Source organism: Leifsonia poae (genome assembly GCF_050632195.1).
GTDB classification, from domain to species: Bacteria; Actinomycetota; Actinomycetes; order Actinomycetales; family Microbacteriaceae; genus Leifsonia; species Leifsonia poae_C.
Genome location: NZ_CP192580.1, coordinates 1,040,690 through 1,066,561, shown reverse-complemented (window position 1 = coordinate 1,066,561; position 25,872 = coordinate 1,040,690). Strand labels below are relative to the sequence as shown.

Genomic DNA, 25,872 nt, shown 5'->3' with positions numbered 1-25,872 from the left:
CCCGGGCTTCCGAAGGTCGACTTGACGCAACTCACCGCGCGCGGGCGCGTCGGGACCGGGCCTCGGGATGCGCGCTCCACGCCGCGACTCACGGTGCGCGACCGGTCTCAGGATGCGGTCGCCAGGGAGCGAGTTGCGGTGAATCGACCTTCCCGGGCTTCCGGAAGGTCGATTTGGCGCAACTCGGGAGGTGCGGGCGGGCGCGAAGCGCGCGCACGCGAGCGTCAGACGGCCGGCGGGCCGGAGGGGGCGGCGATGAGGGGCGCGAAGGCGAGCTCGGCGGCTCCGATGGTCAGGATGCGGGAGCCGAGTTCGGCGCGGACGATCGCGAGGTTCTCGGCCGAGGCGCGAAGTGCCTGCGCGCTGACCAGGGCGGGGAGGCGGTCCGGCGCGACGGCGTGCAGCGAGCCCAGGAATCCGCCGAGCACGATCAGCTCGGGGTTGAAGACGTTCGTCGCGGTGCGGAGCGCGGTGGCGAGGAAGCCGAGCTGCCGCTCGATCTCGGCCAGCACATCCGTCTCACCCGCTTCGACCGCGGCGGCGAGCGCACGGTCGAGCTCGTCGGGGTCTGCAGCGGTCAGGCCGAGCACGGCCAGCAGAGCGTGCTGGCTGACCTCGGTCTCGAGGCAGCCGATCGCGCCGCAGTGGCACCGGATGCCCGCCGAGTTGACGAGAGTGTGGCCCAGCTCCCCCGCGTATCCGGAGACGCCCGTCAGCGATTCGCCGCCGACGATGACGCCCGCGCCGATACCGGAGGCACCGCCGTTGAGGTAGACGAGGTGGCTCGCGCCCCGGCCTGCTCCGAAGAGCCGTTCTGCGTTGGCGCCGAGCCTTGCGTCGTTCGCCGCGTGCACCGGGTAACCGGTCGCCTCGGCGAGCTGGGCAGCGAACGGTTCGTCCACCCATTCCAGGTGCGGCGCGAGACGGACGACGCCGTCGCTCCCCCGTACGAGCCCCGGCACGGCGACGCCGATTCCGACGACTCGCGCTTCGGTGAGGTCGGGGCGGAGGTCGTCGATCACGGCGGCGGCGATGGCTGCTGCCTCCGTAGCGGACGGCACGTGATCGGTCGCCGAGCGCACCTGGTGCAGCACGGATCCGTCGAGGCCGACGACACCCACAGTGACCGCATCGATCTCAGGATTCACGCTGAGCGCGACAACGCGGGCGTCGGCCGCGACAACCGGGCTCGGGCGTCCGACCCGGTTGCTGGTCTGGGGCTCCCGCTCGGCGACGAGGCCGAGCTCGACCAGCTCACCGACGAGCGCGCCGACGGTCGACCGGTTGAGACCGGTCGCCTGCGTGAGCGCCGACCGAGGGATCGCGCCCGCGCGGTGCACCATCCGGAGAACCGTTGCGAGGTTGTGCCTGCGCATCGCGTCCAGATTCGTGCCCGCGCTGATCCCACCCGAAGTCTTCATCTCACTCGCACCCTACAGCCCAGCCCGCGAGCACAGGAAAAGGCGCTCTTCCGCTAACCATCGAACCATCGAACCATCCGCCGACATCTCACTCCCTTGCGGCGAGAGCGTCAGAGAATGACCAGCGCCGGCGACTCCTGCTCGACCGTGACGAGGCGGGCGGACGCCGGGGTGACCTCATACACGGCCCCGGTGATCGCGACGGAGACGCGTGCGGTCGAGGCACCCGCAAGGCTCCGTACCGTGGCACGCTTCTCGCTGACGATCGCGCCACCCGTGGTCTCGTCGATCGCCCGAGCGGTCGAGGAGGCCGCAACGTGGGAGGCGACCCAGACGCTCACATCGCCGGGTTCGACAATCCTGACCATGCGGCGGTCGCTGAAGGCGAACCGGGTCGTGGGCACCGTGAACGTCACACGGCGCGACTCCCCCGTCTCGAGGTCCACACGCGCGTAGCCGAGGAGTTGAGCGACCGGACGGGTCACCGATCCCTGAACATCGTGCCCGTAGAGCTGAACCGCGTCGGTCCCGCGAACGACTCCAGTGTTCGTGACCGTCACCGCCGCCGTGAACGTGCCCCCGGCTTGGACCGATGGATCGACGACCAGGTCGGTGTAGTCGAACGAGGTGTACGACAGCCCGAACCCGAAGGGCAGCAGCGGCGTCGAATCCGTCGCGGTCACATCCGATGGGCCGCCGAGGATCGGGTGCAGGTAGGAGTACGGCTGCGCGCCCGCCGAGCGCGGCATCGAGACGGGGAGGCGGCCGGAGGGGTTCACCGTGCCGGTGATGATGTCGGCGATCGCGAGACCGCCGCCCTCGCCCGGGAAGAACGCCTGGAGCACGGCCCCGGGCGCGTTGTCGTCATCGCCGAGGGCCCAGCCGATCGCATAGGGCCGTCCGGTCAGCAGCACCATCACGACGGGGGTTCCGGATGCGACGACCGCCTCGACGAGGCGGCGCTGCACTCCCGGGAGTTCCAGCGACTCCGAGTCGTTTCCCTCTCCGACGGTTCCTCGACCGAAGAGCCCTGCCTGGTCCCCGACGACGACGATCGCGAGCTCGGCCGAGGATGCGGCGGCGACAGCAGCCGCGAATCCTGACTCGTCGTCGCCTTCGACCTCGCAACCCTCGGCGTAGACGAACTCGGGCACGGGCAGCTCTGCTGCGGCGAACGCAGACGGAAGGGACTCCAGAACGGTGGGGATCTCGAAGCCGAGCGGAAGTTCCGGGTGGGTCGCGAGAACGTGATTCGCGAACGAGTAGCAGCCCTGGAGCGCCTCGGCGCGGTGTGCGTTCGGGCCGATGACCGCGACCTTCGAGAGCGGTGCTGAACGCGCGCCGAGCGGAAGGAGTCCGTCGTTCGAGAGCAGCACAACCGACTCCTCGGCGAGCCGGCGGGCGAGCTCGCGGTGACGTGGCGAGTCCAGGTCGATCTCGGTCGGCGCGGCACCCTCGAACGCTCCAACGTCGAGCAGCCCCAGCTCCTCTTTCTGAGCGAGGGCACGCAGCACGGCGCGGTCGACGAACGCCTCGTCGAACTGGCCCGAGCGGATGCGCTCCGCCAGAGGCTCGAGGTAGGCATTGCCCGTCGGCAGCTCGATATCGATGCCGGCCTCGAGCGCGAGCGCTGCGGCCCCGCCCTGATCGGCGGCGACGGCGTGCATGACCTCGAGGAACGCGACGGCGAAGTAGTCGGCGACCACGACGCCGTCGAAGCGCAGCTTCTCGCGCAGCACTCCGGTGAAGTAGTCGGGGTTCGCCGCCATCGGGATGCCGTCCACATCGGTGTACGAGTTCATCACCGACTTAGCTCCCCCGTCGAGGATCGCCATCTCGAACGGGGGCAGGAAGACGTCCGCGATCTCGCGCGGACCGGCCTGCACGGGAGCGTGGTTGCGACCGGCGCGTGACCCCGAGTACCCGAGGAAATGTTTGAGGGTCGCGTGCACGCCCGCATCCTGAAGCCCGCGAACATACGCGGTGCCGACGGTGCCCACGAGGTACGGGTCTTCGCTGATGCACTCGTCGACCCGGCCCCACCGGGGATCGCGGATCACGTCGAGCACGGGCGCGAGGCCCTGGTGGATGCCGAGCTCGCGCATCGAGGAGCCGATCGCCTGGGCCATCTCCTCGACCAGCTCGGGGTCGAAGGATGCGCCCCAGGCGAGCGGGGTCGGGAACGTCGCCGCCTTCCACGCGGCGAGCCCGGTCAAGCACTCCTCGTGCACGAGCGCAGGGATGCCGAGGCGCGTCTCGCGCTTGAGCCGGCGCTGCTCGGCCCACAGCCACGCCGCGCGCTCCGCCGGCTCGACCGGTCGGGTGCCGTAGACACGGGTGTAGTGACCGATGCCGTGCCTGGTCACCTCGGTCAGGTCGCCCCGGGCATCCTGAGCCGAGGCCATCTCGCCCTGCATGGGCGCGACGACGCCGTTCTGGTCGAGCCAGTACCCGACGATCTGGGCGAGCTTCTCTTCGAGCGTCATGCGGGCGTGGAGCGCACGAACGCGCTCGGACACCTCGGGCATGGCGGGGACGACAACGGTCACGGATTCTTCACTTTCGTTCACAGGGCCAGGAGGGGAGCCGGTCGGCACCGGCACGACGCCCGGGGGCGGATTCGTGCGGCGCCGGCGGGCTCACCCTTTGACGGCTCCGGTCAGTCCGCCCACGATGCGCTTCTGGAACAGAGCGAAGAAGATGAGCGCAGGGAGCATGGAGAGGGAGGTGAAAGCCAGAACCTTGGCCGTGTCCACCGAGTACTGGGACGAGAACGCCTGAACGCCGAGGGGCAGCGTGAACGTCGACTGGTCGTTCAGGATGAACAGCGGCAGCAGGTAGTTGTTCCAGCTGGCGATGAACGCGAGGATGCCCGTCGTGACGACGCCGGGGATCGACAGCGGCATGACCATCCGGAAGAAGAATCCGAGACGGCTCGCCCCATCGAGGGCTGCGGCCTCCTCGAGCTCGACGGGGATCGCCTTGATGAATGGGACCAGGATGATCACCGTGGTCGGCAGGGCGAACCCGATCTGCGGGAGGATGACGCCGCCCAGGTTGTTCGTGAGGCCGAGATCCTTCACGAGGATGTACAGCGGCGTGATCGCGACCGTCAGCGGGAACATGAGGCCCGCCGCGAACAGGGCGTACATCGCACCACGTCCCTTGAACTCGTAACGGGCGAGCACGTAGCTCACCATGAGTCCGAGAACCACGACGACGACCGTCGTGGTGACACCGACGATGACCGAGTTGCCGATCTCGATCCAGAAGGTCGACCCGGTGAGGACGCTGAGGTAGTTGTCGATCCGCCACGGGTTGGGCAGACCTGCGGGCGAGGAGGTGATCTGCGAGTTATCGCGGAAACCACCGAGCACGATGTAGAGGATCGGGGCGAGGCACACCGCGATGAAGATCAGCGCGATGAAGTAGGTGACGGGGCTGCCCCACTTGTCGCCGGTTCGGGATCGGGACTTCTGCGTGGCACGTGGTGCCCTGGCAAGCGTCGTTGCTGACATCACTTCTGCCTCTCGGTTATTGCGCCGGCCATGTCGCGCCGCAGCACGAATCGCTGGTAGATCAGGGCGATCACGAGTGAGATCACGAACATCACCACGGCGACGGCGTTGCCGAAGCCGTAGTTGCCCGAGGTGCGCCTGTTGGCGACCATGTACGTCGCCATGGTGGAGGTGCCCGCCGTCGATGCGACGTACTGGCCCCAGATGATGTAGACGAGGTCGAACAGCTGCAGGGAGCCGATGATCGACAGGAACGCCCAGATGCGGATGGTCGGGCCGAGCAGCGGCAGCGTGATGCGGCGCTGGATCTGCCAGTAGCTCGCGCCGTCGATCTGCGCGGCCTCGTTGAGCTCCTCGGGGATGGACTGCATCCCGGCGAGGAAGAGGATCACGGCGAAGCCGATGTACTTCCACGAGATGATGACCATCAGCGACCAGATGGCGATCTTCGGGTCGGACAGCCAGTCGGCCTTGAACGCACCGAGACCGATCGTCTCCAGCAGGTCGTTGACCGCACCCGAGGTCTGGAGCATGAGGCTCCAGCCGGTTCCGACGATGACCTCGGAGATCACGTACGGCACGAAGATCAGGATGCGGATGATCGTGCGGCCGCGGATCTTCTGGTTGAGGAGCAGTGCCAGCGCGATCGCGACCGGCCCCTGGATGATCAGCGACAGCACGACGATGATGCCGTTGTGCAGGAGCGCCTCATGGAACGCCGTGTCGGCGAAGATGATCGCGTAGTTGCCGAGTCCGATGAAGTCGGTCGGCGCTCCGTAGCCCTTCCAGCGGAAGAAGCCGTAATAGGCGGCCAGGACGACCGGGAAGATGACGAAAGCGACGAAGACGACGATCGCGGGCCCCGAGAGGATCGTGATCTCGAAGCGCTTGCGCCAGTCAGCCACGCGCTTGGGCCGCCGTGGGGCCGGGGACGACGCGGTGATGGCGTCGCCCCCGACCTTCTGCGTGCCCTGTGGCGGCTGCTGCTCGGTCATCGGCTGCGTTCCCAGGGAACTGCTCATGGTGCTGGTTATCCCTTTGCTGCGGCTTCGTTGACGCCCTTGATGATGCCTGCGGCGTCACCCTTGCCTGCGAGCAGGTCGACGACACCGGTGTTCATCGCGTTTCCGACGTTCTGGCCGAGCAGGGTGTCGAGGTACTGCGACACGAACGGAGCCTTGTTGTACGCCTCGAGAACCGACTTGAGGTAGGGCTCGGTGATGATGCTCTGAGCATCCTTGTTCACGGGGATCGCGTTGAAGGCCTTGTAGTACGCCTCCTGCACGCTCTTCGTGGTCATGTAGTTCAGGAACGCGGTGCACTCCTTCTTCGGCGCCTTGGCCGAGCAGGAGAACCCGTCGATTCCGCCCATCATCGAGGCCGGGTCGCCCTTGCCACCGTCGATGGTGGGGAACGGGAACCAGCCCAGGTCGGGCAGCGGCTTCTGGTCGGGGGTCAGGGATGCGATCACTCCCGGGTCCCAGGCACCCATGAGCTCCATGGCCGCCTTGTGGTTGGCCACGAGACCGGCCGAGCTGCCGGCGCCCTGCTGGGCGGCCGTGGTGAGGAAGCCCTGGTTGAACGGCTCGGTCTTGTTGAACGCGTCGAGGTCGTTTCCGGCCTTGGTCCAGCACGAGTCGTCGAACTTGAGGTCCTTGGCCGACTTGGCCAGGGTGTCCTCGCTGCACTCGCGCAGCGCGAAGTTGTAGTACCAGTGCGCGGCGGGCCAGGCATCCTTGGCGCCGACGGCGACAGGTGCGACACCCGTTGCCTTCAGCTTGGCGATGTCGGCGTTGAGCTCATCCATCGTGGTGGGCGGAGCGTCGATGCCTGCGGCCTTGAACAGATCCTGGCTGTAGTAGATGCCCTCGGGGAGGACGTCGACGGGCATCGAGTACACCTTGCCGTCGTACGACGAACCCTTGATCGCGCCATCGCTGACGACGGACTTCGTCGCGGCGTCGATCGAACCGGTGAGGTCCATCAGCTGGCCGGCGTCGGCCATCGCGGCCATCTTGCCGCCACCGCGCTGCAGGAAGACGTCGGGGGCGTCGCCGGAGTTGAGCGCCGTCTGGAGCTTTCCGTCGAGGTCCTCGTTCTGGATCGCCTGGATCTTGATCGTGACGTTCGGGTTGGCCTTCTCGAAGTCGGCGACTGTCGTCTTCCAGAACTCCGCACCGGGGCCGGTGGTCGAGTTGTGCCAGAAGGTCATGCTGACCTTGCCGTCACTCGATGAGCTGTCGCCGCTGCTGCTGCAGCCCGTGGCGAGTAGCGCGGTACCCGCGACAAGGGCGAGCACGCCCGCGACTCGAATTTTCCTCTTCATTGTGGAAACTCCTTGGTAGTGATTGGAGACACTGCGGCAGCCACCTGCCGCAGCACAGAGCCTCGCACCCGGATATGTTGTTTGTCAATCGATATCGACAACGATATCGATAACGATTTCGACATCGATGTCGACAACGATGTCCAAAGCAGTGTCAACTGTAACCGCAACGCCGTGTCGGCGCCGCCACGAGAGGTAAGGTGACACCATGCCAGCCGATGCCATCCCCGCCCCCACGTTCGGGCGGGTGACGATCAGCGACGTCGCGCGGGCGGCCGGGGTCTCCGTTCCGACCGTCTCCAAGGTCGTGAACGGTCGCTACGGCGTGGCCCCCGCCACGCTGAAACGCGTGATGACCGTCGTCGAAGAACTCGGCTACGAGACCTCACTCGTGGCCAGCAGCCTGCGCCGTCAGCGCACCAACGTCATCGGCATCCTCGTCGCCGAGTTCGAGTCGTTCTCCGTCGAGCTGCTCAAGGGCGCATCCGCCGCGGCGGCCGAGGCCGGCTACGAACTGCTTGCATACTCGGGCCTCGTCGCCGGCAACGGTTCCGTCGGCTGGGAACGCCGATCCCTGTCCCGGCTCGCCGGAACCCTCATCGACGGCGCGGTCATCGTCACGCCGACCGTGCTCATCCCGACCACCTCCATCCCCGTCGTCGCGATCGATCCGCACACCGGGCAGGGCGGCCCGGCGACGGTCGACTCGGACAGCCTCGGCGGCTCGCGGGTCGCGACCCGGCACCTCATCGAGCTCGGCCATCGCCGCATCGCCCACTTCCGTGGCCGCAGCGACCTCGCGTCGGCGCAGCTCCGCGAGGCCGGTTACCGCGAATCCCTGGCCGAGGCCGGAATCGAGTTCGACCCGACGCTGGTGCTCGACGGCGGCTATCAGACCGCACAGACGGCCGCGGCGGCGCTCGAGCTGTTGACCCGGGCAGACCGGCCGACCGCCGTCTTCGCAGCGAACGACATGTCGGCCATCGGCGTGCTCCAGGCGGCCCACGAGCTGGGGTTGCGGGTTCCCGAAGACCTGTCCGTCATCGGCTTCGACGACATCCCCGAAGCCGCCAGAGCGACTCCGCCGCTGACGACGATGGCACAGCCCTTGCACGATATCGGGGCCCAGGCACTCCGGATGCTCATCGAGCTTCTCGGCGGCGGCGACGTTCCCGAGCGCGTGCACCTGCCCGCGAAACTCGTGGTCCGCGGGAGCACCGGCCCGGTGCCCGGACAGTGACCGACGCGCGCTCCGTGCGTTCGGCACCGACCTCCGTGCCGCGTCATCGGATCGGCGAAACCTCCATCACGGTGACGGATGCGTCCGACACTCCCCTGCCTCACACCGAGGTCGTCGTCGCCCAGACCTCCCACGACTTCACCTTCGGAAACATCGGCTTCGACTTCATCGGCCTGGCGAACGGCGAGCCGGAGGAGACCACCGGCGGCACCGCCGCTGCGGAGCGACTTGCCGAGCTCTACACCGACGTCTTCAACACCGCGACGCTGCCGTTCTACTGGGGCCGCTTCGAGCCGCGCCGGGGCGAACCCGACACTGCCCGCCTGATGCAGACCGCGCGCTGGTTCCACGATCGCGGGGTCGCCCTGAAAGGCCATCCGCTCGTCTGGCACACCGTTCAGCCCGACTGGCTGCTGGGCCTTCCGCTCGAGGAGGTGGAGAGTCTGCAGCGCGAGCGCATCCGCCGCGACGTGAGCGCTTTCGCCGGCCTCGTCGACACCTGGGATGCGATCAACGAGGTCGTCATCATGCCCGTGTTCGCCAACGGGGAGAACGGCATCACGCCGCTCGCCCGCGCCAAAGGGCGCATCCCGATGGTCCGGCTGGCGTTCGAGGAGGCCAGGGCCGCGAATCCGGATGCCCGCCTGCTGCTCAACGACTTCGACCTGTCGAGCGCATACGAGTGCCTGATCGAGGGCGTGCTCGAGGCCGGTATCGAGATCGATGCGATCGGGCTGCAGACGCACATGCACCAGGGCTACTGGGGCGAGGATGCGATGCTCGAGATGGTCGACCGTTTCGCCCGGTACGGTCTGCCTCTGCACCTGACCGAGTCGTCCCTGGTGTCGGGGCAGCTGATGCCCGCGGACATCGTGGACCTCAACGACTACCGGGTGCCCGAGTGGCCGTCGACGCCCGAGGGTGAGGCGCGACAAGCCGACGAGATCGAGCGGCACTACCGGTCGCTCGTGTCGCATCCGTCGGTCGAGGCGATCACATACTGGGGAATCACGGATGCGGGCGCCTGGCTCGGCGCGCCGATCGGCCTCGTTCATGCCGACGGCACACCGAAACCCGCATACGACGCGCTGCGCCGCTTGATCAAGGACGAGTGGTGGCTCGCCCCGACGACCGTCGTCACCGACGCGAACGGCCGGATCACGGTCGGGGGATTCCGCGGTGGCTACGAGCTGCGCTCGGGTGGCGCATCTCTCCCGTTCACCATCGCGACTGAGCGCCAAGAGATCCGGATCGAACGCCCGGCTCTCTGACCGATCGTCACCAGCTCTCGGGACGCGTGCCGAACCCGACCGGTTCAGGGCGCGCGACCGTCGACGTCAGCGTGACGACCTCGTGGCTCCGCCCCGCACGGATGACCGATTCCATGATCTCGAGCACGTGGAACGCGAGCTCGCCGGATGCGCGATGCGGCCGCCCCGTCTCGACGGCCCGCGCCAGGTCGGCGAGGCCGACGCCGCGACCCGCATCGGCATAGCCCGCCGCAACCGGGACGTCCTGCCAGGTGCGATCCGCCACGGTCGCGATCGCGACCCTCTCGGAGAACATGTTCGGGTCGGGCACCGAGATGGTCCCGGCGGTGCCGTAGACCTCGAACAACGGGACTCGGCTCTCCCACACCTCGAACGACACGGTCACCGTCGAGATGACGCCGTTCGCGTGCTCGAGGATCGCAGTGACGTGGGTGTCCACATCCACCGGGATGGGCGTGCCTGCGAGCGGGCCGGTCGCGACGGTGCGCTCGCGCGACGAGCGTCCGACGGCTCCGGATACGCGCACGACCGGCCCGAAGAACGTCACCAGGCTTGTCAGGTAGTACGGCCCCATGTCGAACAGCGGGCCGCCGCCCGGCTGGTAGTAGAACGCGGGTGCCGGATGCCACAGCTCGTGCCCCGGAGCTGTCCACGCCACCGCGGCGGCGACCGGGGATCCGATGCGTCCGTCGTCGAGCAGGGCGCGGACGGTCTGGATGCCGGTCCCGAGCACGGTGTCGGGGGCGCTGCCGACCCGCAGGCCGGCTTCGGCCGCGCGTGCCAGCACGGGCGCCGCATCCGCCGTCGCCAGGGCCAGCGGCTTCTCGCCATAGACGTGCTTGCCGGCGTCGAGGGCACGCAAGGCGATCTCGGTGTGCGCAGCGGGGATGGTCAGGTTGAGCACGACGTCGATGCGCGGGTCGGTGAGGAGCGCATCCACACTCAGCGACTCGACGCCCTGGCTCTGCGCGACTGCGGCGGCCCGGGCGAGGTCGAGGTCGGCGACCGCGGTCAGCGACAGGTTCGGCAGCTTCGGGAGCTGTGCGAAGTACTGCTGACTGATGTTGCCGACGCCGACGACGCCGATGTTCAACGTGCTGCCCACAGGAGGCCCCTCTCGATGATGGTGCGGACGTTCGGGTCTTCGACGATCTCCAGGCGATGCCCCGGTGCCGAGACGAAGACGCGACCTTCGCCCCACTGGCGAGTCCAGATGGCGGGCGCTGTGACCGGGCGGTTCCAGGCATCCCAGGGGCGCGCATCCTGAGTCGTCGTCGCGAGCACGTCGTTGTACTCGTCGCTCAGCACCCAGTACTGCTCGGTGACGAGGTCGAAGTCGGCGATGCCCTCGGTGATCGGATGCGTCTTGCCGTACTCGGTGATGTGCACGGTGTACGGGATGTAGTTGTCGGACTGCTCGCCGATGCGCTCGGCCGGATCCTTGCCCGCGTGGTGGGCGAACTGGCCGCCGATCATGTGCAGGTAGTCGGCGTTGTCGCGGTACGAGTCGGCGATCCCGCCGTGCCAGCCGGCCATCCCGGTGCCGTTCAGTACGGCGCGCTGCAGCTCCGCGAACTCCTCTGGTTCGATCGTGCTCATGGTGTTGATCTGGAGCACGAGATCGACGGTGTCCATGAAGTCGGCGTCGGTGTAGATCGCCGGGGACTCCTCAACGCGGACGACGAATCCGTTCGCCTCCAGGAACGGGATGAACGAGTCGGTGGTCTCGACCGGCATGTGCCCGTCCCACCCGCCTCGCACGATCAGGGCCTGCTTGGTCATCTGGTCCTTTCCATCCGTTCTGCGTTCGTCCGAGCCCGCTGTTCGACGCTAAGCGGGTCCGCGCTTCGCTCACAAGTTTCGGTGGATGATTAGAAAACTTTCGTGATTCAGGATGCGGGTGCGGCGGTCGACTGCCGCACCACAAGTGACGTCGCGAGTTCCAGGCGCGCATTGTCGATGTCACCTGAGCGCAGGCGCAGCGCCATCCTCGTCGCCTCCTCCGCCATCTCCTGCAGCGGCTGCTTGACAGTCGTGAGCGGTGGCCTGGCCCACAGTGCCGGCCGGACGTCGTCGAAGCCGACCACGGACAGATCCGCTGGGATCTCCAGGCCGAGCGCAGCAGCGGCGTCGTAGACGCCGAGCGCCTGCAGATCGTTGCCGGCGACGATCGCCGTCGGCCTGTCGCGGAGGGCCAGCATCCGTCTCGCCTCTCGTTCGCCGTCGGCTTGGCTGAACGCGCCGGATCCCGCCAGCTCCACCACATAAGGGAGGCCGGCCTCCGCGAGTGCCGATTGGTATCCAGCGACTCTCGCGCGGGAGCACATCAGGTCGGTCGGACCGGAGATCACGCCGATCCTCCTGTGGCCGAGTCCGATCAGGTGCCTGGTCGCCGTGACGCCGCCCGCCCAGTTGGTCGCCCCGACGGCCGGAACGTCCGCGGGAGGGTCGCCCGCCGGATCCACCACCACGAAGGGGATGTTCCTCGTGCGCAACTGCTGCCGGTGTTCGGCGGTGAGGTCGGAGAACTGCAGGATGACCGCGACCGGTTTGCGCTGCAGCACGCCGGTAATCCACTCGTCGTGGGGCGCGTGCTGATCGCCGAGGCTGGCAAGGGCGAGCACGTACCCGGATTCGCGAGTGATCCTCTCGACGCCGCGGATGATCTCGATCGACCACTCGCTCAGCACGTCTTCGACGACGAGCTCGACCAATCCGCCAGGCTCGGGATCGAGGCTGCGCCTGGCGTATCCAGACTCACGCAGCAGCTGCTCTACCCGCTGTCGCGTAGCCGCGGAAACCCCTGGCCGACCGTTGAGCACTTTCGAAGCGGTCGACAATGCGACGGAAGCCTGGCGTGCCACCGCCGCGAGTGTCGGTCGGTTTCGATCGGACATGCTCACACTGTCCCACAAAGGTGGCGAAACCTTTCGCCTGATCTCAAGAAACCACGTTACGGCCGCAGTCGCAGCGAGTCCATGCCGCCGTCGACGTGAAGCACGACTCCCGCTGTCGATCCGTTGACAGGGCTTGCGAGGTAGGCCACGGCGGCTGCGATCTCGTCGGCTGATACCAGGCGCCCGTGCGGCTGTCTCGCCGCGAGTGCGGCGCGCTCGGCCGTGGGGTTCGCCGCGTTGTCGAGCAGACGCCCCACCCACGGCGTATCTGCTGTGCCGGGTGCCACGGCGTTGACGCGGATTCCCTCGCGGAGGTGGTCGGCTGCCATGGCCAGCGTGAGCGCGTGGACCGCGCCCTTGCTCGCCGAATACAGCGCACGCTCCGGCAAGCCGGCCGTTGCGGCGATCGAAGAAGTGTTGACGATGGCCGGATGCGCGGAGATGCGGAGATGCGGCAGCGCAGCTTGGGTGACGCGCATGATCCCGAGCACGTTGATCTCGAACACGCGGCGCCACTCTTCCTCGGAGTTCGCCGCGATGTCGCCCTGCGCGCCGATGCCGGCGTTGTTGACGAGGATGTCGATGCCGCCCAGTCGTTCGACTGCCTCGGCGATCGCGGCCTCCACGGACTCGGTGTCGGCCACATCACAGCGCACGCCCGCAACGCCGACAGGCGCGTTCTGCGGTGCGATGTCGAGCGCCGCTACCGTGGCGCCCTGGTTGAGCAGGTGGCGGGCGGTCGCTGCCCCGATACCCGATGCGCCTCCCGTTATCACGGCGCGTAGTCCATTGAAATCGCCCATGCTTCAGTTCTCCGTCGTGTGTGTGGCGCGGCGCACAATGCGGTGCCGCTGTCGTCCCAGGCCTTCGATCTCGACCTCGACCACGTCGCCATCGTCGAGGTAGGGGAACCGGCCTGAGAGCGCGACGCCCTCCGGAGTGCCCGTGATGATGAGGTCGCCCGGTTCGAGTTGCATGTAGCGGCTGAGGTCTTGAACGAGCTCGGCAACACCGAAGATCATGTCCCGTGTCGAGGAGTCCTGCCGCGGCTCACCGTTCACGAAGCTGCGCAGCCGCAGGTCGTGGTGGTCGAGCTCATCCCGCGTCACCAGCACCGGGCCGGTCGGCGTGAACCCCCGAAGGGACTTGCCCTTGCTCCACTGGCCACCGGAGATCTCGATCTGATAGGTCCTCTCGGAGAGGTCATCGATGAGCACGAAGCCGGCAACGGAAGCGAGAGCATCGTTGGGCGACGAGAGGTAGGCGGCGGTGGTGCCGATCACGACGCCGAGTTCGACCTCCCAATCGGTCTTGATCGAGTCTTCGGGAATCTCGACGTCGTCGTTCGGACCGCCAACCGTGTTCGGAGTCTTGAGGAAGATGACAGGGTGCGTGGGCGGCTGTGCGCCCGACTCCGCCGCGTGTGCTGCGTAATTCAGGCCCACGCAGATCACGGCGCCTGGCCTGGGGATGGGGGACCCGATCCGTCGGCCGGAGATATCGATCGTCTTCAGGTCTCCCGCGTCCAGGGCGGCGCGCACGCGATGCGGGCCATCGGCCCAGAACCCACCATCAAAATCTGCGGTGAGACTCTGAAGTGAGTAGTGAACGCCTTCGTGCTCGACGATCGGGATCTCTGATCCGGGGTCGCCGATACGCATCAATCTCATGAGTGGTCTTCCTGGTCGGGGTGGTCTAGTCGGTGAGCAGGCCGAGGGCCGATAGCCGGGCCCAGAGGTCGTCGAGTGGATGGGAATCGCTCGCCATCCGCACATTCGCAGCGATCTGCTCGGGACTGTCCGCCCCCACCACGACGGATGCGACGAGCGGATCGAGAGCTGCATACGCGAGTGCGGCGCGAGGCAGCGTAGTTCCGGCAGCGAGCGCAAGCTCGGCGAGGCGCTGGGCCCGTGCAAGAACCTCTGAGGGTGCGGCACCGTATTCGTAGTGCGCGTCGACGGTTGGCTGGACTTGGGCGAGGAGGCCGCTGTTGAACACCCCGACGTTGATCACCGAGATTCCGGCGGCACGAGCCGCGGGAATCACCTCGGCGACGACGGGGTGCTCGAGGAGTGTGTATCGGCCCGCGATCATGAGCGCGTCGAGTTCTCCTCGGTCAGCGAACGCGGTGAGTGCGTCGACGTCTCCGGTGCCGACGCCGATCGCTCCGACAATGCCTTCGTCGCGGAGCTTCACGAGCGCCGGAAGGCCGTGTTGCAGAGCGACGCCGAGGCGCTCTTGCGGGTCGTGCAACAAGGCGAAGTCCAGCCTGTCGAGCCCGAGCCTGGTCAACGACTCTTCGACGCTTCGCCGGACACCATCGGCGCTGAAGTCCCACTCGCGGACCAGGTCGCCGTCTTTGCCGGGTACAAGCAGTCTGCCGACCTTGGACCCCAGCACGTATTCATCACGCGCGCGGCCGCTCAGGGCGACGCCGAGCCGCTTCTCGGCGAGACCGACTCCATAGTGCGGTGCCGTGTCGAAATAGCGAATCCCGGCGTCCCACGCCGCGTCCACGATCGCCGTCGCCCGCTCCTGGTTCATCGTCTCGTAGAGGTCGCCGAGTTGGGCCGTGCCGAGGCCCATCGCTGTGACCCGCACGCCTGACGTTCCCAATCGGTTCGCTCTCACGACCCGAGCCTGTACGTGTCGAGCGCTGTGCCGGTGAGCACGCGGTCCCGGTCTTCGGGAGTGAGTGTGTCAAGGAGCGCAACGAGCGACGCGATCTCCGTGTCGACCGGCTGCCGTAGCGATGACACCGGCCAGTCGGATCCGATCATCACACGGCCGGCACCGAGCTTGTCGAGCACGACGCGCGCTGCCGGGGAGGTCGCGTGGTCTCCTGAGAGCTTCACGCGCACGTTGGGGCACGCTGCGAGTGCTTCGATGCCGAGTTCCCAAGCCGGGCCGCCGACGGACGCGTCACCGAGATGGTCCACCACGATCGCGAGGGCCGGATGCTCGGCCGCGAGAGCAGCAACGTCGGCGAGATCGCGGGCGGCGACGAGAACCTCGAGTACGAGTCCAGTGACGGCGAACGCCGCGATTCCCGTCCTGACGTCGGAACGGCCCAGCCAGCCTGCATCCTCCGCGGAAACGGAATGCCGGATGCCGACCAGACCAGCGAGATCGTCTGGGTTGAACCCGCCCGCCAGATCGACCCAGCCCACGACACCCAGAACGAGCTGTTCTGCTGCGGCCGTCGCGATGAGCCGCGCGGACTCTGCTACGGACTGCTCGGCCGTCACCAGCACGACCCCCTCGACCTCAGGACCCGCGCCCGCCACGTACTCGGTGATCGCCATCGGGCGACGGATCGCCGCGGTGCGCTCTCCGGCCAGCCAACCGGCCGCGGCGACCTCGGCTCCCCAGAGATGGATGTGGGCGTCGATCATCGCGCGGGAACGCTCACCTGACTGTCCCGCCATGCCTCGTACTCGGCGCGGCTGTCCTGGGTCAGCGGGTAGTAGTCGGAGAGCCTGGCGCCCTCCTCGAGCCGCATCCGGCTGAACGACTCCCAATCCTCGTGGTCTTCGGCATCCTGGACGAGTTCGAGTGCACGCGTCGCCGGCACGATGACGGCGCCATCATCGTCAGCCACGACCACGTCACCGGGAAGGCACAGCACACCGCCCGCGGCGACAGGCACGTCGTAAGCCCACGGGAACAGGTCGGTCTGCGAGGCGTAGTGCGGGGTGGTGCCGGTGCACCAGATCGGAACACCGAGCTCACGCACACGCGCGGCATCGCGGATGCGACCGTCGACCACGATGCCGGCACCGCCACGGCGCTTGAAATAGCGCACGAGCATGTCGCCGAAACAGCCCGTGAACGAGCTGCCCCACGCCTGCACGACGAGCACGTCACCTGGCTGGATGGTCTCGAGCACCGCCCACAGGGCCGTGGTGCGTTCGACATACTCCTGGCCGAGGCCACTGGCGACGTCCTCACGCTGTGGCATGAACTGCAGTGTGACTGCGGATCCGACGACGCGACTGCCGGTCTCGAGCGCGGTCGGGCCCTGCACCGCGGTGCGGGTGATGCCCATTCCGTGCAGTTTCGCGCAGGCCGTGGCGGCGCTGATCGCATCCATACGTCGCAGCATGTCGGCGCCGGCGCGCTCGAAGCTCGGTCCTCGGACCGGGATCGGCCAGGCGGAAGTTGGGTTCTCAGTGTCCATCAGTAAGTACTCCAGGTGTTCGGACGGGAAAAGCTGCGGTGGGCTGGTGCGTAGGCGCGGCGAGTGATGTCGAGCCGCATCCCGATCGCGCTCAGGGGTGGGAGGACCACCGTGATTCTCGAGGTCGACGCGGTGAGAGTGGTCGAACCCAGGCTCGGTTGCGGTATCAGGTAGTCGCGTGCGCTACCCGGGTATCCGTCAATGAGCTCGTCGTAGGTGACGGCATCGATGCGGTCTTCACCGAAACCGCCTGCCTGCACGATGACCTCGCGTGGCTGGTGTTCGCTGAGGTTCACCAGTTCGAGGCGGACACCGTGCGCGTCGACTTCGCTGACGAGTGCAGCCACATCAGCCGGCAATCCGGGGCGGGCGGCTGCGGCGTCGCCGAAGACGACGCGGGCCACCGAGAGTCCGCCGTTGTAGAGCGCCGGCGGCGCGCCCGTGGTCAGTTGGGTGAGTACCTCCGTTGCGACGGGGTTCAGTCGCTGCCACCAATGGATGTCATCGTCCGACGGCCCATAAGGGGTCGCCCGCATCATCGCCAGGCGTCGGGTCACTTGGCCGAGCGCCATCTCGAGGGCGTCCTCCGGGTAACCGGGGTTGCGTCCGAGGAGGTACGACACCCACGGTGCCTCGTGTCCCTGCTCCTCCTTGTCGTGGAACCACCGGGTCGCTCGCCAGTCGAAGCCGGACTCAGCCTCGATCGACTCGAGACGATGGAGATCGGATGCCTCGTTGGAAAGCCACCACAACCAGACCGGAAAGCTCAGCTGAACCGGGTTGAAGTCGAACCAACCACTCGTGTTGTGCCGGTACGGCACGAGCTGGATCGGTGCATCCTCTTCCAACCCGACTTTCTGCACCCAGCCCCAGCCCATCTTCTTCGCGGCCTCGGCGCCCGTCGTGACGATGCCTTCGGCAATCACGGTGTCGAGGGGCGCACGGGCCAGGTCGAGCTGGTCGGTCCTTCCCGTGATGATCGATTCGTTGATCACCGCCACGAGAGCGCCGGTCTCCACAGTGGGGAGCCCGTGCGGCCAAGCCCAGCCGTAGTGGCCGCCGTACCACCGGCCGTCATGCAGTTCACCCACAGCGCCGGAAGGACCGACATTGTCGGGGATCAAGCCGCCGTTCGACTCGGCGCGCTCCCTCCACGCGGCCACGTACTCGAGTACCCAGGCGGCGAATTCATGATCGTGGTCGTAAAGCCAGGCGTTGGTGACGAGCGATGTCGAGGAGAGGTTCGCGGCTGTGTCTCCGCGACCCAATCGCTCTTGGATCGCGTCACCCATGCGGCGCGCGTTCTCGTCTGTCGCGAGGTCATCCCATTCCTCGATTCCCTCGAGGTCGTCGAGGGGAAGACCATACGGCTTCATTCCGGTCTGGCTTGCGCGGTACTCGATCCACTCGGTTCCGAGCCCCGGGCGCGGTCCGCCGGAGCCGGTGTGAGGTGCGACGACGATCTGCGTCGCCGGGTCGTAGTTGCCCGACGACGGATCGGAGTAGAGCCGCGCGAAGCGCAGTGCGCGTTCGCGGAATTCAGCGTCATCGGGATCGGCGGCGCAGATCGCGTAGAAGAAGATGAGCGACTCCCCTGGTGGAACCAGTCGTAGCCGAGCTCGTATTCGTCCTTCACGAAACCGAATTCAGTCATCTGGGCGGTCACACCCGCCCAGTGATGTTTGACTGCGGGAAGAAGGTCCGCTGAACCGCCCAACCGATACAGCACCGGCCAGTTGAAGAAGGGTTCGTAGAAGTCGTCGACTCCGTCGCGGTGGAACATCCGGCCGGCGTACTTGAGCCGACCGTCGGGCTCGCAGTAGGTTGCGGCGAACTCGCGCCACGCACCGTCGAGCATGTCGAAAAGCCGACGTTGGAGGACGGCCCACCGTGGTGTTTCACGCGCCGGTACGGTCGCCGCGATACGCGGGATCTGGTTCTCGTCGTTCACGTGCTACCCCTTGATCGCGCCGGACGTCAGCCCGCCGATGATGCGTTTCTGCATGAAGATGTAGAAGATGACGACCGGCGCAGCCGCCAACAGCATGTTCGGGTAGACCATCGTGAAGTCGGTGGAGAGCTTGCTGATCGCAGCGTAGATACCCGTGGTGACCGTGTAGACGCCGGACGTCGGCCCGAGAAGGAACTGCGGGTTGACGAAGTCGCCCCAGACGAACATCGAGTTCAGGATCACCGCCGTCGCGACCACCGGTTTCATCAGCGGGAAGATCACCCGCCAGAACGTGCCGACACGGCTTGCCCCATCGATTCGCGCTGCCTCGTCGAGCTCCCGGGGAATGCTCTGGATGAACGCGACGAAGAGGAACAGGGTCGTCGGGATGGTCAGCGTCACCTCGAAGAGGAAGAATCCGGCGACCGTGCCGATCAGCCCGATGGTCTTCAACACGAATATCACGGGGATGACGATCGTCGACCCGGGGATGAACAGTCCTGCCAGGAGCACCAGAAGGACCGCGCGGTGATACTTGGCCGTCCCCCGGGAGATGGCGTAGGCCGCCGGCCCGACGATCACGAGGCACAAGACGTTGACGACCACGACGAACAGGAGCGTGATTCCGTAGGCTGCCACAACGTTGAAGTCGGGCGAGGTCAGCGCGCGCCACAGGTACTCGAAGGAGAAGCCCTCAGAAGGCCATCCGAACGGCTGGGTCGTGATGTCGTGCTGGGACTTGAAGGCGTTCGTCACCAAGAGATAGAGCGGGACGACCATGACGAGTACCACGAGCACCACCATGATGGTGCGACCGGTTCTGCGGGCGATCATGCGGCGACCGCCTGTTCACTCCGTCGACGGGCGAGTGTGATGCCGACCGTGACGATGACGATGACGATCATGAGGACGATCGACTGCGCGGCGCCGTATCCGAGCTGGTAGTTCTGGAACGACGAGGTCAGGATGCTGTAGACGAAGCTCTGCGTCGTGCCGGCGGGACCGCCCTTGGTCAGAGCGAGGATCAGCTCGAAGACCCGCAAGAGCCCGATCACCGTCAACACGACGTTGAGCGTCACGGTCGGAGCGAGCAGCGGGAGCTTGACCTGCCAGAAGGTCTGCCACGGCGTAGCGCCGTCGATGGTCGCGGCTTCGATCAACGAATCCGGGACGGTCTGAAGTCCTGCGAGGTAGAGCACGACATTCACGCCGAAGCTCGACCACACGATCACGGCGATGAGAGTCGTCATCGCCCAGGTCGGGTCGGAGAGGAACGGAAGCGACTCCAGCTTCATCGAGTTGAGGAGCGAGTTGACGGCGCCGTTGGTGCCGAGGATGGACGACCAGAGGAACCCCAGGATGACCGGGCCGACCACATAGGGATAGAAGACCAGTACCCGGAGGAACGAGTTCAGCCGAGTGTTGCGGTTCAGCAGAATGGCCAGACCGAGTCCGAGGACGTTACAAGCGACCGCCCCGATGACGGTGATGAGGAGTGTCACGCCGGCCGCTCGGATCACAGCGGGGTCCTGCACGAGGTGGATGTAGTTGCGCGCGCCGACCAGCTTGGCGGGGAGCGTGAAGCCGTCCCAGTTCGTGAAGCTCAGGTAGATCGCGATGAAGATCGGAATGATGATCAGGCCGACGACGAGGAACAGCGCGGGCCCCATCATGCCGAGGTCGGCCAACGTCTCACGCCGACGGGCCCGCCTGGCTCCGAGTCGCGGTTTGGCGGCGACCGCCGGGGCGGCCGCAAGCACGGCCGCCCCGTCGATGATCGAACTACTGGTTGGCATTTGCATCCCACCACGTGTCGAGTCCAGAGGCCGCATCGGTCGCTGACGTGCCCGTGTACAGCGACTGGACCACCGTGTTCAGCTGGTTCCCGAAGGCCGGGATCTGGCCAGGGGCAGTGCCGTTGAAGGTTCCCGGCGCATCGTCGAGGAGCTTGCCCACGGCGGTGTTCAACTCACTGCCGGCGTAGCTGAAGCCGGGACGGAAGTTGCCCTCGGACTTCAGCGAGGCCTCCACCGCATCCTTGTCCGTCACGAGGTACTTGACGAGATCCATCGCGATGTCCTGGTGCTTCGACGTCTTCAGGATCGAGTACGGCTGAGCCGTGCCACCCTCCTGCTTCGGCGTGGAACCGTCCGGCGTCGGCGTCGGGAACACACCGATCTTGAACGGCAGGTTCTTGGCCTGGTCGGCACTGGCGACGAACCAGTTGCCCATGATGTAGGTCCCGGACTTCCCGGCGAGGAACGCATCGATGGAGTTCTGGTAGGTGAGACCCAGCGAGTCCTTCGGTACCACTCCGCTCTCGATCCAGCCCGAGTACGCCTTCAGATAGGTGTCATACGCGCTCGAGGCGAAGGTCACCTTCTTCTTGTTGCGGTCGACGAACCAGTTGAAGTTCTTGCCCAGGACTGCCGGGTCGGCCATCATGCCGAACTGTGCTGACGTAGCCCATTCGCCCGAGGTCTGAAGCCCCACGTAACCGGCATCCTTGAGCTTTCCGAGATCGGCAGTGAACTCGTCGAGCGACTTCGGCGGGGTCGTGATCCCGGCCTTCTCGAACGCGGTCTCGTTGTAGAAGACGAGCGACTTGATCTGAACGCCCGTTGCGACGGACCAGATGTTCCCGTCAACGGTGTTGCTGTCGACGAGCGGGGTGTCCTTGACCCACTTCTCGTCCGGGAACGCGACCATCTGCGGTGCCAGCACAGGGTCGAGGCTGCTCGCAACCACATCCGGCGTGTCACCGGATGCAAGCTCCTGCTGCAGGGTCGAGACGACGTCCTTACCCGACGGCGACTCGATCGTGACCGTCACTCCGGGGTGGCTCTTGACGAACGGATCCACGAGCTTCTGGTAGTAGGCCTTCGTCAACACCGGTGTGATGTTGGCGAGAACGCGGATGTTGGCCTTGCCGTCGTCGGCAGAACCCGACGCTGAACAGGCCGAGAGTGTGATTGCGGATGCGGCCACAAGACCGATCGCGAGAGCGGTTCTGACCGCCCGGGTGCTGTGTCTCAAATGATCCTCCTTGACCTATGTAATCGACTATCGATAGCCGATTGTATGGCGATGGTACTCCGGGGCGAAGCTCGCTGTCAAAGCTCGCGTGGCGAGCGTCAGCTCAAGGCGCCCGAGGCGTGCACGAAGAAGAGGTTTGCGGCGGCTTCGGGGTCTCCGGTCTCGAGCGCGTCGACCAAGTCGGCGTGCCACTGAACAACCTTTGCCCGGTCGCCCGCATACGCGGGGTCGCCGATCGCGCGTTGACTGATGAGGAGCGGTTCGAGCGCATCCCAGACGCGGCCGAGGACCGCCCCGTCGCCGATCAGGAGCACCCGACGGTGAAACTGCATGTCGAGAGACCTGAACTCTGCGGACTCCCCGCGTCCACCGCTGCTTGCATCCGGGAAACGAGCTGCCGCAGCTCAACGAGGTCCTCAGGGCGCACCTTCTCCACCGCGGCCCGCGCTCCGATGCGCTCGACCGCAGCCCTGAGCTCACGCGCGATGGCAAACTCGCCTGCGGTGATATTGGTGACGTAGCTGCCCCGGCGCGGCTCGGAAATGACGAGGCCGGCGTGGGCCAGTCGTTTCACGGCCTCGCGGACCGGCGCTTGACTGATGTTGAGACCACGAGCGATCTCGGACTCGACCACACGGGATCCCGGCGCCCGGGTCCCGTCTAGGATCGAGGCGCGGATGAGGTCGTAGACCTGGTCCGACAGAAGTTCCCTGGTAAGGCCGGGCATGCTGCTCCTCGTTGAATCGATAATCGACAAACCTAGTCCAGTTAGGAGGGCCCTCGTGCCCGGCAAGCCGACGCGCACTGAGATTGTGGGGTGGCGCACCCGACTTCTCCCCGGCGCAGAAGAGCTCTATTCGCGCGTCCACAGCCGACTTGCCGATCCGATAGCCTCCGCGCTGAGGAGTGCCGGGGTCGTGCAATGGCGCATTTGGCGCGACGGGCAAACGCTCTTTCATATGATCGAGACGACGCGCGGCCGCGACGAGATGGGGCGCAAGATGGCCGCGCTCGGCCCGATCGATCCGGACTGGGATGCGCTGATCGCGACACTCATCGACCCCTCGGAAGACGCGTCAGCCCTTCTCCCGTTGGTGTGGGGCATGGACGGCACGACTCAGATGTCCGACCCGCTCCCGCACACCTGACTCCGTTTCAGGTCGACGCTCGTCGACGTCGCCGTGTCCCCCTGAATGCCGACATGGCGAAGCTGCGCCTCTGTCGATATAGTCGCGATAATCGATTGTCGATCGGAGTCAAAGATGATGAAGAACCGTTTCGGATCACGACTGGCCATTGTCGCCACGTCCGTGATGATCTTGGGGATCGGCGGTGTCGCAACCGCAGCGAGTGCATCCGCAAGTCCGACTACTTACTACGTCTCGCCCACGGGATCGAATGCGAACGCCGGCACGCAGGCCGCGCCATTCAAGTCGATCCAGAAGTGCTCGACAGTGATGGGTGCCGGGGACACGTGTGTGATCGCTTCGGGCACCTACCGGGAGACGCTGGCGCCGACGCACAGCGGTACCGCGAGCTCGCGCATCACATACACCGCCGCCCCAGGCGCTCAGGTCATCGTCGATGGCGCCGACACGGTCACCGGTTGGAGCGCGGTCGCCGGATCCGACCTCACATCGCTTGAAGCGCACGATGCCTTCATCGCCGGGTCGGATTTCGCGAACGCGGTCGGTACCGGCAACGTCTACCAGGCGAACGTCACACTCAATCCGAGCCTGCCGGGGAACCAGGTGTTCTGGGATGGGGAAGCACAGATCGAGGCCCAATGGCCATACCCCGGCGCGAATGTCAGCGTGCCCCAGCTGGCGTCGGCGCAGTCCGGCACGACCGACAGCCTGTCCGACTCGGCGCTCACGCAGCCGGCCGGCTACTGGAACGGTGCGCTGCTTACGGCGCACAACTGGTTCGTCAGCGAGACGGGAGTAGTCACCGACTCGCAAGTCGGCACCATTACTTCCAGCGGCCTTCCCACCTGCGTCGGCCTCAGCCCGAACCAGAGCACCAACTACTCGCTAAAGGGCAAGATCGAGTCCCTCGGCCACCCCGGCCAGTGGTTCTACCAGGCCTCGAGTCACACTCTCTACGTGTACTCCCCGACCGGATCGAGCCCGGGAACGCACGTAGCGGCGAAGCAGCGTCAGGTTGCGATCGATCTCAGTGGCCGTTCCTATGTCTCGGTGGTCGGCCTCGGGATCCGTGGCGCCACCGCACAGACCTCATCATCGTCCACGGGCGACGTCCTCGACGGGATCGTGGCGAAAGACATCTCTGCTGACGCGCAGCTTCAGCCCGACCCGAACATGGTGACCGCGCCCGACGGATGTGCCGTGCTCACCGCGGGCGAGACGACATCCGGAATCCTGCTCAAAGGCACCGGCAATGTGCTGCGCAACAGTCTCATCGACGGCAGCACCGGCAATGGCGTAGCGGTCTTCGGCACGGGCAACACTGTGACGAACAACACGATCCTCCACGTCGACACGCTCGGCAGCTATGCCGCCGGCGTCAACCTCTTGGGCACAGGGCACACGATCACCCACAACACCATTCAGGGCTCAGGCCGTAGCGACATCAACATCGACAACAAGGTCGCCGGTTCCGTCGCCGCCGGACACAACATCTCGTACAACGACCTGTCCAACTACGGCAATCTCGTCGTCGACGGCGGCGCGATCTACGTATGCTGCTCCGTGGACCTCGCGGGCACGGTCATCCACCACAACCAATTCCACGACCCGTCGCCTTTCGCACACACGGCCCCGGCGCCCGGGGTGTATCTCGACAACGCCACGTATAACGCGACCGTCTACGACAACGTCGCGTGGAACCGCACCACTTACGGTGCCGTGCTGATCAACCCCGGTGGGGCCAGCACCTCAGGCAATCGGATCTTCAACAACACCTCGGGGACGGATACCAACGTCGCGAGCACGTTCGGAGGCACTTACACCGACACCCAGATCATCAACAACGTGGGCGTCACCGGAGCTGATCCCGGCATCACCAACTCGAACAACCTCACGCCCGTCAGCAGCGCGCAGTTCACGAACCCGGCGGCCGACGACTTCACCCTGACGGCGACATCACCGGCCCGCAACGCAGGCATCGTGGAGTCACCGGCGACGGACGGGTTCACCGACCCGCACCCGAGCATCGGCGCATACCAATACGGAGCTCCGAAGTGGACCGCCGGTTCGTCGCGGGTCGGAGCACAGGTGGAAGCGGAGTCATACACCTTGAGCAACGGCGTCGCGCCCCACCCCGCCGGCACCGGCACAGTCGTCGGCAGCTTCGACGGGGGCGACTGGATGGGCTACGCGGACGTCGATTTCGGAACATCCGCGAACCTCTTCACCGCGTTCTTCGGCGTCGACGACGTGTACGCGAACAAGCCGGTCGAGATCCATCTCGACAGCCTCACGGGCACACTCATCGGGACGTTGTACCCATCGGGAACGGGTGGCTTCGACACCTTGTCGCTCCAGTCTGCGTCGATCACTCCGACGAGCGGCCACCACGCGGTCTACCTGGTGGCTCCGGGCGGGCAGCCGGGCTTCGGCAACATGGACTACTTCTCATTCACCCGGGCGGGGGTGCTGGCAGAGGCAGAAGGCGGGACGACGAACGGTCATCTCGACGTCGCCCCCGGCGGCACCGGCGCCGGGGCCAGTCTGAAGGTGGGCCATCCGATCAAGCTGTCGGGAGTCGATTTCGGCGTGGGCCCCAGCACGATCGTGGCAACCGTGAAGAATCCATCGGCATCGACACAACACATCACGGTGACAGTCGACGGCGGCATTGTGGCGACGCTGACAGTGCCTGCAGGGGGTTCGGCGTCCTACTTCACCGCGGTCTCCGGATCCCTCAAGCAGACAGCCGGGATCCAGGATCTGACGCTCACGGCACCGCCCGCCAACGGCGGTACCCGACTGCTTGTCGACAACATCGAGCTTCGCTAGCTGGAACGAACCAACGAACGGCCGGCCGAGTCCAGGACTCGGCCGGCCGTTC

At 66.4% G+C, this 25,872-nt stretch carries 22 protein-coding genes and 1 pseudogene; 4 read left to right on the top strand and 19 right to left on the bottom strand.

What is annotated here, in order from left to right:
• Positions 1-224: 224 nt before the first annotated feature.
• The 5 genes from ACQ86A_RS05475 to ACQ86A_RS05455 all read right to left on the bottom strand — a co-directional run bounded on the left by ACQ86A_RS05475 (position 225) and on the right by ACQ86A_RS05455 (position 7,265).
• Positions 225-1,421, bottom strand: a complete 1,197-nt coding sequence (locus ACQ86A_RS05475) for an ROK family protein (protein ID WP_431279586.1) — start codon at positions 1,419-1,421, stop codon at positions 225-227.
• Between the two features lie 110 nt (positions 1,422-1,531).
• On the bottom strand, positions 1,532-3,949 hold the full coding sequence (locus tag ACQ86A_RS05470; protein ID WP_431280376.1) for a beta-glucosidase family protein: 2,418 nt from the start codon (positions 3,947-3,949) through the stop codon (positions 1,532-1,534).
• A 111-nt stretch (positions 3,950-4,060) separates the two neighbouring features.
• Positions 4,061-4,939 (bottom strand): carbohydrate ABC transporter permease, encoded by an 879-nt coding sequence (locus ACQ86A_RS05465; RefSeq protein ID WP_431279585.1) that lies wholly within the window; start codon positions 4,937-4,939, stop codon positions 4,061-4,063.
• Positions 4,939-5,934 carry a carbohydrate ABC transporter permease gene (locus ACQ86A_RS05460; protein ID WP_431280375.1) on the bottom strand — a complete coding sequence of 332 codons (996 nt, stop codon included), beginning with the start codon at positions 5,932-5,934 and terminating at the stop codon, positions 4,939-4,941. Before ACQ86A_RS05460 ends, ACQ86A_RS05465 begins: the two co-directional genes overlap by 1 nt.
• A 35-nt stretch (positions 5,935-5,969) precedes the next feature.
• Positions 5,970-7,265 carry an ABC transporter substrate-binding protein gene (locus ACQ86A_RS05455; protein ID WP_431279584.1) on the bottom strand — a complete coding sequence of 432 codons (1,296 nt, stop codon included), beginning with the start codon at positions 7,263-7,265 and terminating at the stop codon, positions 5,970-5,972.
• Positions 7,266-7,473: 208 nt separating this feature from the next.
• Here ACQ86A_RS05455 and ACQ86A_RS05450 point away from each other — a divergent pair, with 208 nt between their 5' ends.
• Both ACQ86A_RS05450 and ACQ86A_RS05445 read left to right on the top strand, forming a co-directional pair.
• Positions 7,474-8,505 carry a LacI family DNA-binding transcriptional regulator gene (locus ACQ86A_RS05450; protein WP_431279583.1) on the top strand — a complete coding sequence of 344 codons (1,032 nt, stop codon included), beginning with the start codon at positions 7,474-7,476 and terminating at the stop codon, positions 8,503-8,505.
• Entirely contained in the window at positions 8,502-9,776 is a 1,275-nt protein-coding gene (locus tag ACQ86A_RS05445) for an endo-1,4-beta-xylanase (protein ID WP_431279582.1), read from the top strand. Before ACQ86A_RS05450 ends, ACQ86A_RS05445 begins: the two co-directional genes overlap by 4 nt.
• Before the next feature lie 7 nt (positions 9,777-9,783).
• Here ACQ86A_RS05445 and ACQ86A_RS05440 read toward each other — a convergent pair whose 3' ends face one another.
• From ACQ86A_RS05440 to ACQ86A_RS05375, 14 genes and pseudogenes are all read right to left on the bottom strand, one after another.
• Positions 9,784-10,881: a Gfo/Idh/MocA family protein gene (locus tag ACQ86A_RS05440; RefSeq protein ID WP_431279581.1), complete on the bottom strand. Its 1,098-nt coding sequence runs from the start codon at positions 10,879-10,881 to the stop codon at positions 9,784-9,786.
• The gene (locus tag ACQ86A_RS05435) at positions 10,866-11,558 is read right to left on the bottom strand and encodes a ThuA domain-containing protein (RefSeq protein WP_431279580.1); all 693 of its coding nucleotides are present in this window, start codon (positions 11,556-11,558) and stop codon (positions 10,866-10,868) included. The genes ACQ86A_RS05440 and ACQ86A_RS05435 overlap by 16 nt, the downstream gene beginning before the upstream one ends.
• A 107-nt stretch (positions 11,559-11,665) precedes the next feature.
• The gene (locus ACQ86A_RS05430; protein WP_431279579.1) at positions 11,666-12,673 is read right to left on the bottom strand and encodes a LacI family DNA-binding transcriptional regulator; all 1,008 of its coding nucleotides are present in this window, start codon (positions 12,671-12,673) and stop codon (positions 11,666-11,668) included.
• Between the two features lie 56 nt (positions 12,674-12,729).
• A complete protein-coding gene (locus tag ACQ86A_RS05425; protein ID WP_431279578.1) occupies positions 12,730-13,476 on the bottom strand; it encodes an SDR family NAD(P)-dependent oxidoreductase in 747 nt (248 codons plus the stop codon).
• Positions 13,477-13,479: 3 nt separating this feature from the next.
• Positions 13,480-14,343 carry a fumarylacetoacetate hydrolase family protein gene (locus ACQ86A_RS05420; RefSeq protein WP_431279577.1) on the bottom strand — a complete coding sequence of 288 codons (864 nt, stop codon included), beginning with the start codon at positions 14,341-14,343 and terminating at the stop codon, positions 13,480-13,482.
• A gap of 25 nt (positions 14,344-14,368) precedes the next feature.
• On the bottom strand, positions 14,369-15,304 hold the full coding sequence (locus ACQ86A_RS05415) for an aldo/keto reductase (protein ID WP_431279576.1): 936 nt from the start codon (positions 15,302-15,304) through the stop codon (positions 14,369-14,371).
• Complete coding sequence (locus tag ACQ86A_RS05410; RefSeq protein ID WP_431279575.1) at positions 15,301-16,101, bottom strand: amidohydrolase family protein; 801 nt, start codon at positions 16,099-16,101, stop codon at positions 15,301-15,303. Before ACQ86A_RS05410 ends, ACQ86A_RS05415 begins: the two co-directional genes overlap by 4 nt.
• Positions 16,065-16,853 (bottom strand): ribonuclease activity regulator RraA, encoded by a 789-nt coding sequence (locus ACQ86A_RS05405; RefSeq protein ID WP_431279574.1) that lies wholly within the window; start codon positions 16,851-16,853, stop codon positions 16,065-16,067. Before ACQ86A_RS05405 ends, ACQ86A_RS05410 begins: the two co-directional genes overlap by 37 nt.
• Entirely contained in the window at positions 16,853-18,229 is a 1,377-nt protein-coding gene (locus ACQ86A_RS05400; protein ID WP_431279573.1) for a hypothetical protein, read from the bottom strand. The genes ACQ86A_RS05405 and ACQ86A_RS05400 overlap by 1 nt, the downstream gene beginning before the upstream one ends.
• Positions 18,226-18,804 carry a hypothetical protein gene (locus ACQ86A_RS05395; RefSeq protein WP_431279572.1) on the bottom strand — a complete coding sequence of 193 codons (579 nt, stop codon included), beginning with the start codon at positions 18,802-18,804 and terminating at the stop codon, positions 18,226-18,228. The genes ACQ86A_RS05400 and ACQ86A_RS05395 overlap by 4 nt, the downstream gene beginning before the upstream one ends.
• Before the next feature lie 3 nt (positions 18,805-18,807).
• Entirely contained in the window at positions 18,808-19,638 is an 831-nt protein-coding gene (locus tag ACQ86A_RS05390; protein ID WP_431279571.1) for a carbohydrate ABC transporter permease, read from the bottom strand.
• Positions 19,635-20,600: a carbohydrate ABC transporter permease gene (locus tag ACQ86A_RS05385; protein ID WP_431279570.1), complete on the bottom strand. Its 966-nt coding sequence runs from the start codon at positions 20,598-20,600 to the stop codon at positions 19,635-19,637. The genes ACQ86A_RS05390 and ACQ86A_RS05385 overlap by 4 nt, the downstream gene beginning before the upstream one ends.
• Entirely contained in the window at positions 20,587-21,840 is a 1,254-nt protein-coding gene (locus ACQ86A_RS05380) for an ABC transporter substrate-binding protein (protein ID WP_431279569.1), read from the bottom strand. Before ACQ86A_RS05380 ends, ACQ86A_RS05385 begins: the two co-directional genes overlap by 14 nt.
• Positions 21,841-21,938: 98 nt before the next feature.
• A pseudogene (locus ACQ86A_RS05375) lies at positions 21,939-22,567 on the bottom strand (GntR family transcriptional regulator).
• Between ACQ86A_RS05375 and ACQ86A_RS05370 the strand changes: the two are divergent.
• Both ACQ86A_RS05370 and ACQ86A_RS05365 read left to right on the top strand, forming a co-directional pair.
• On the top strand, positions 22,566-22,988 hold the full coding sequence (locus tag ACQ86A_RS05370) for an L-rhamnose mutarotase (protein WP_431279568.1): 423 nt from the start codon (positions 22,566-22,568) through the stop codon (positions 22,986-22,988). The pseudogene ACQ86A_RS05375 and the gene ACQ86A_RS05370 overlap by 2 nt on opposite strands.
• A 114-nt stretch (positions 22,989-23,102) precedes the next feature.
• Complete coding sequence (locus tag ACQ86A_RS05365) at positions 23,103-25,820, top strand: carbohydrate-binding protein (RefSeq protein WP_431279567.1); 2,718 nt, start codon at positions 23,103-23,105, stop codon at positions 25,818-25,820.
• The last annotated feature ends 52 nt before the right edge of the window (positions 25,821-25,872 follow it).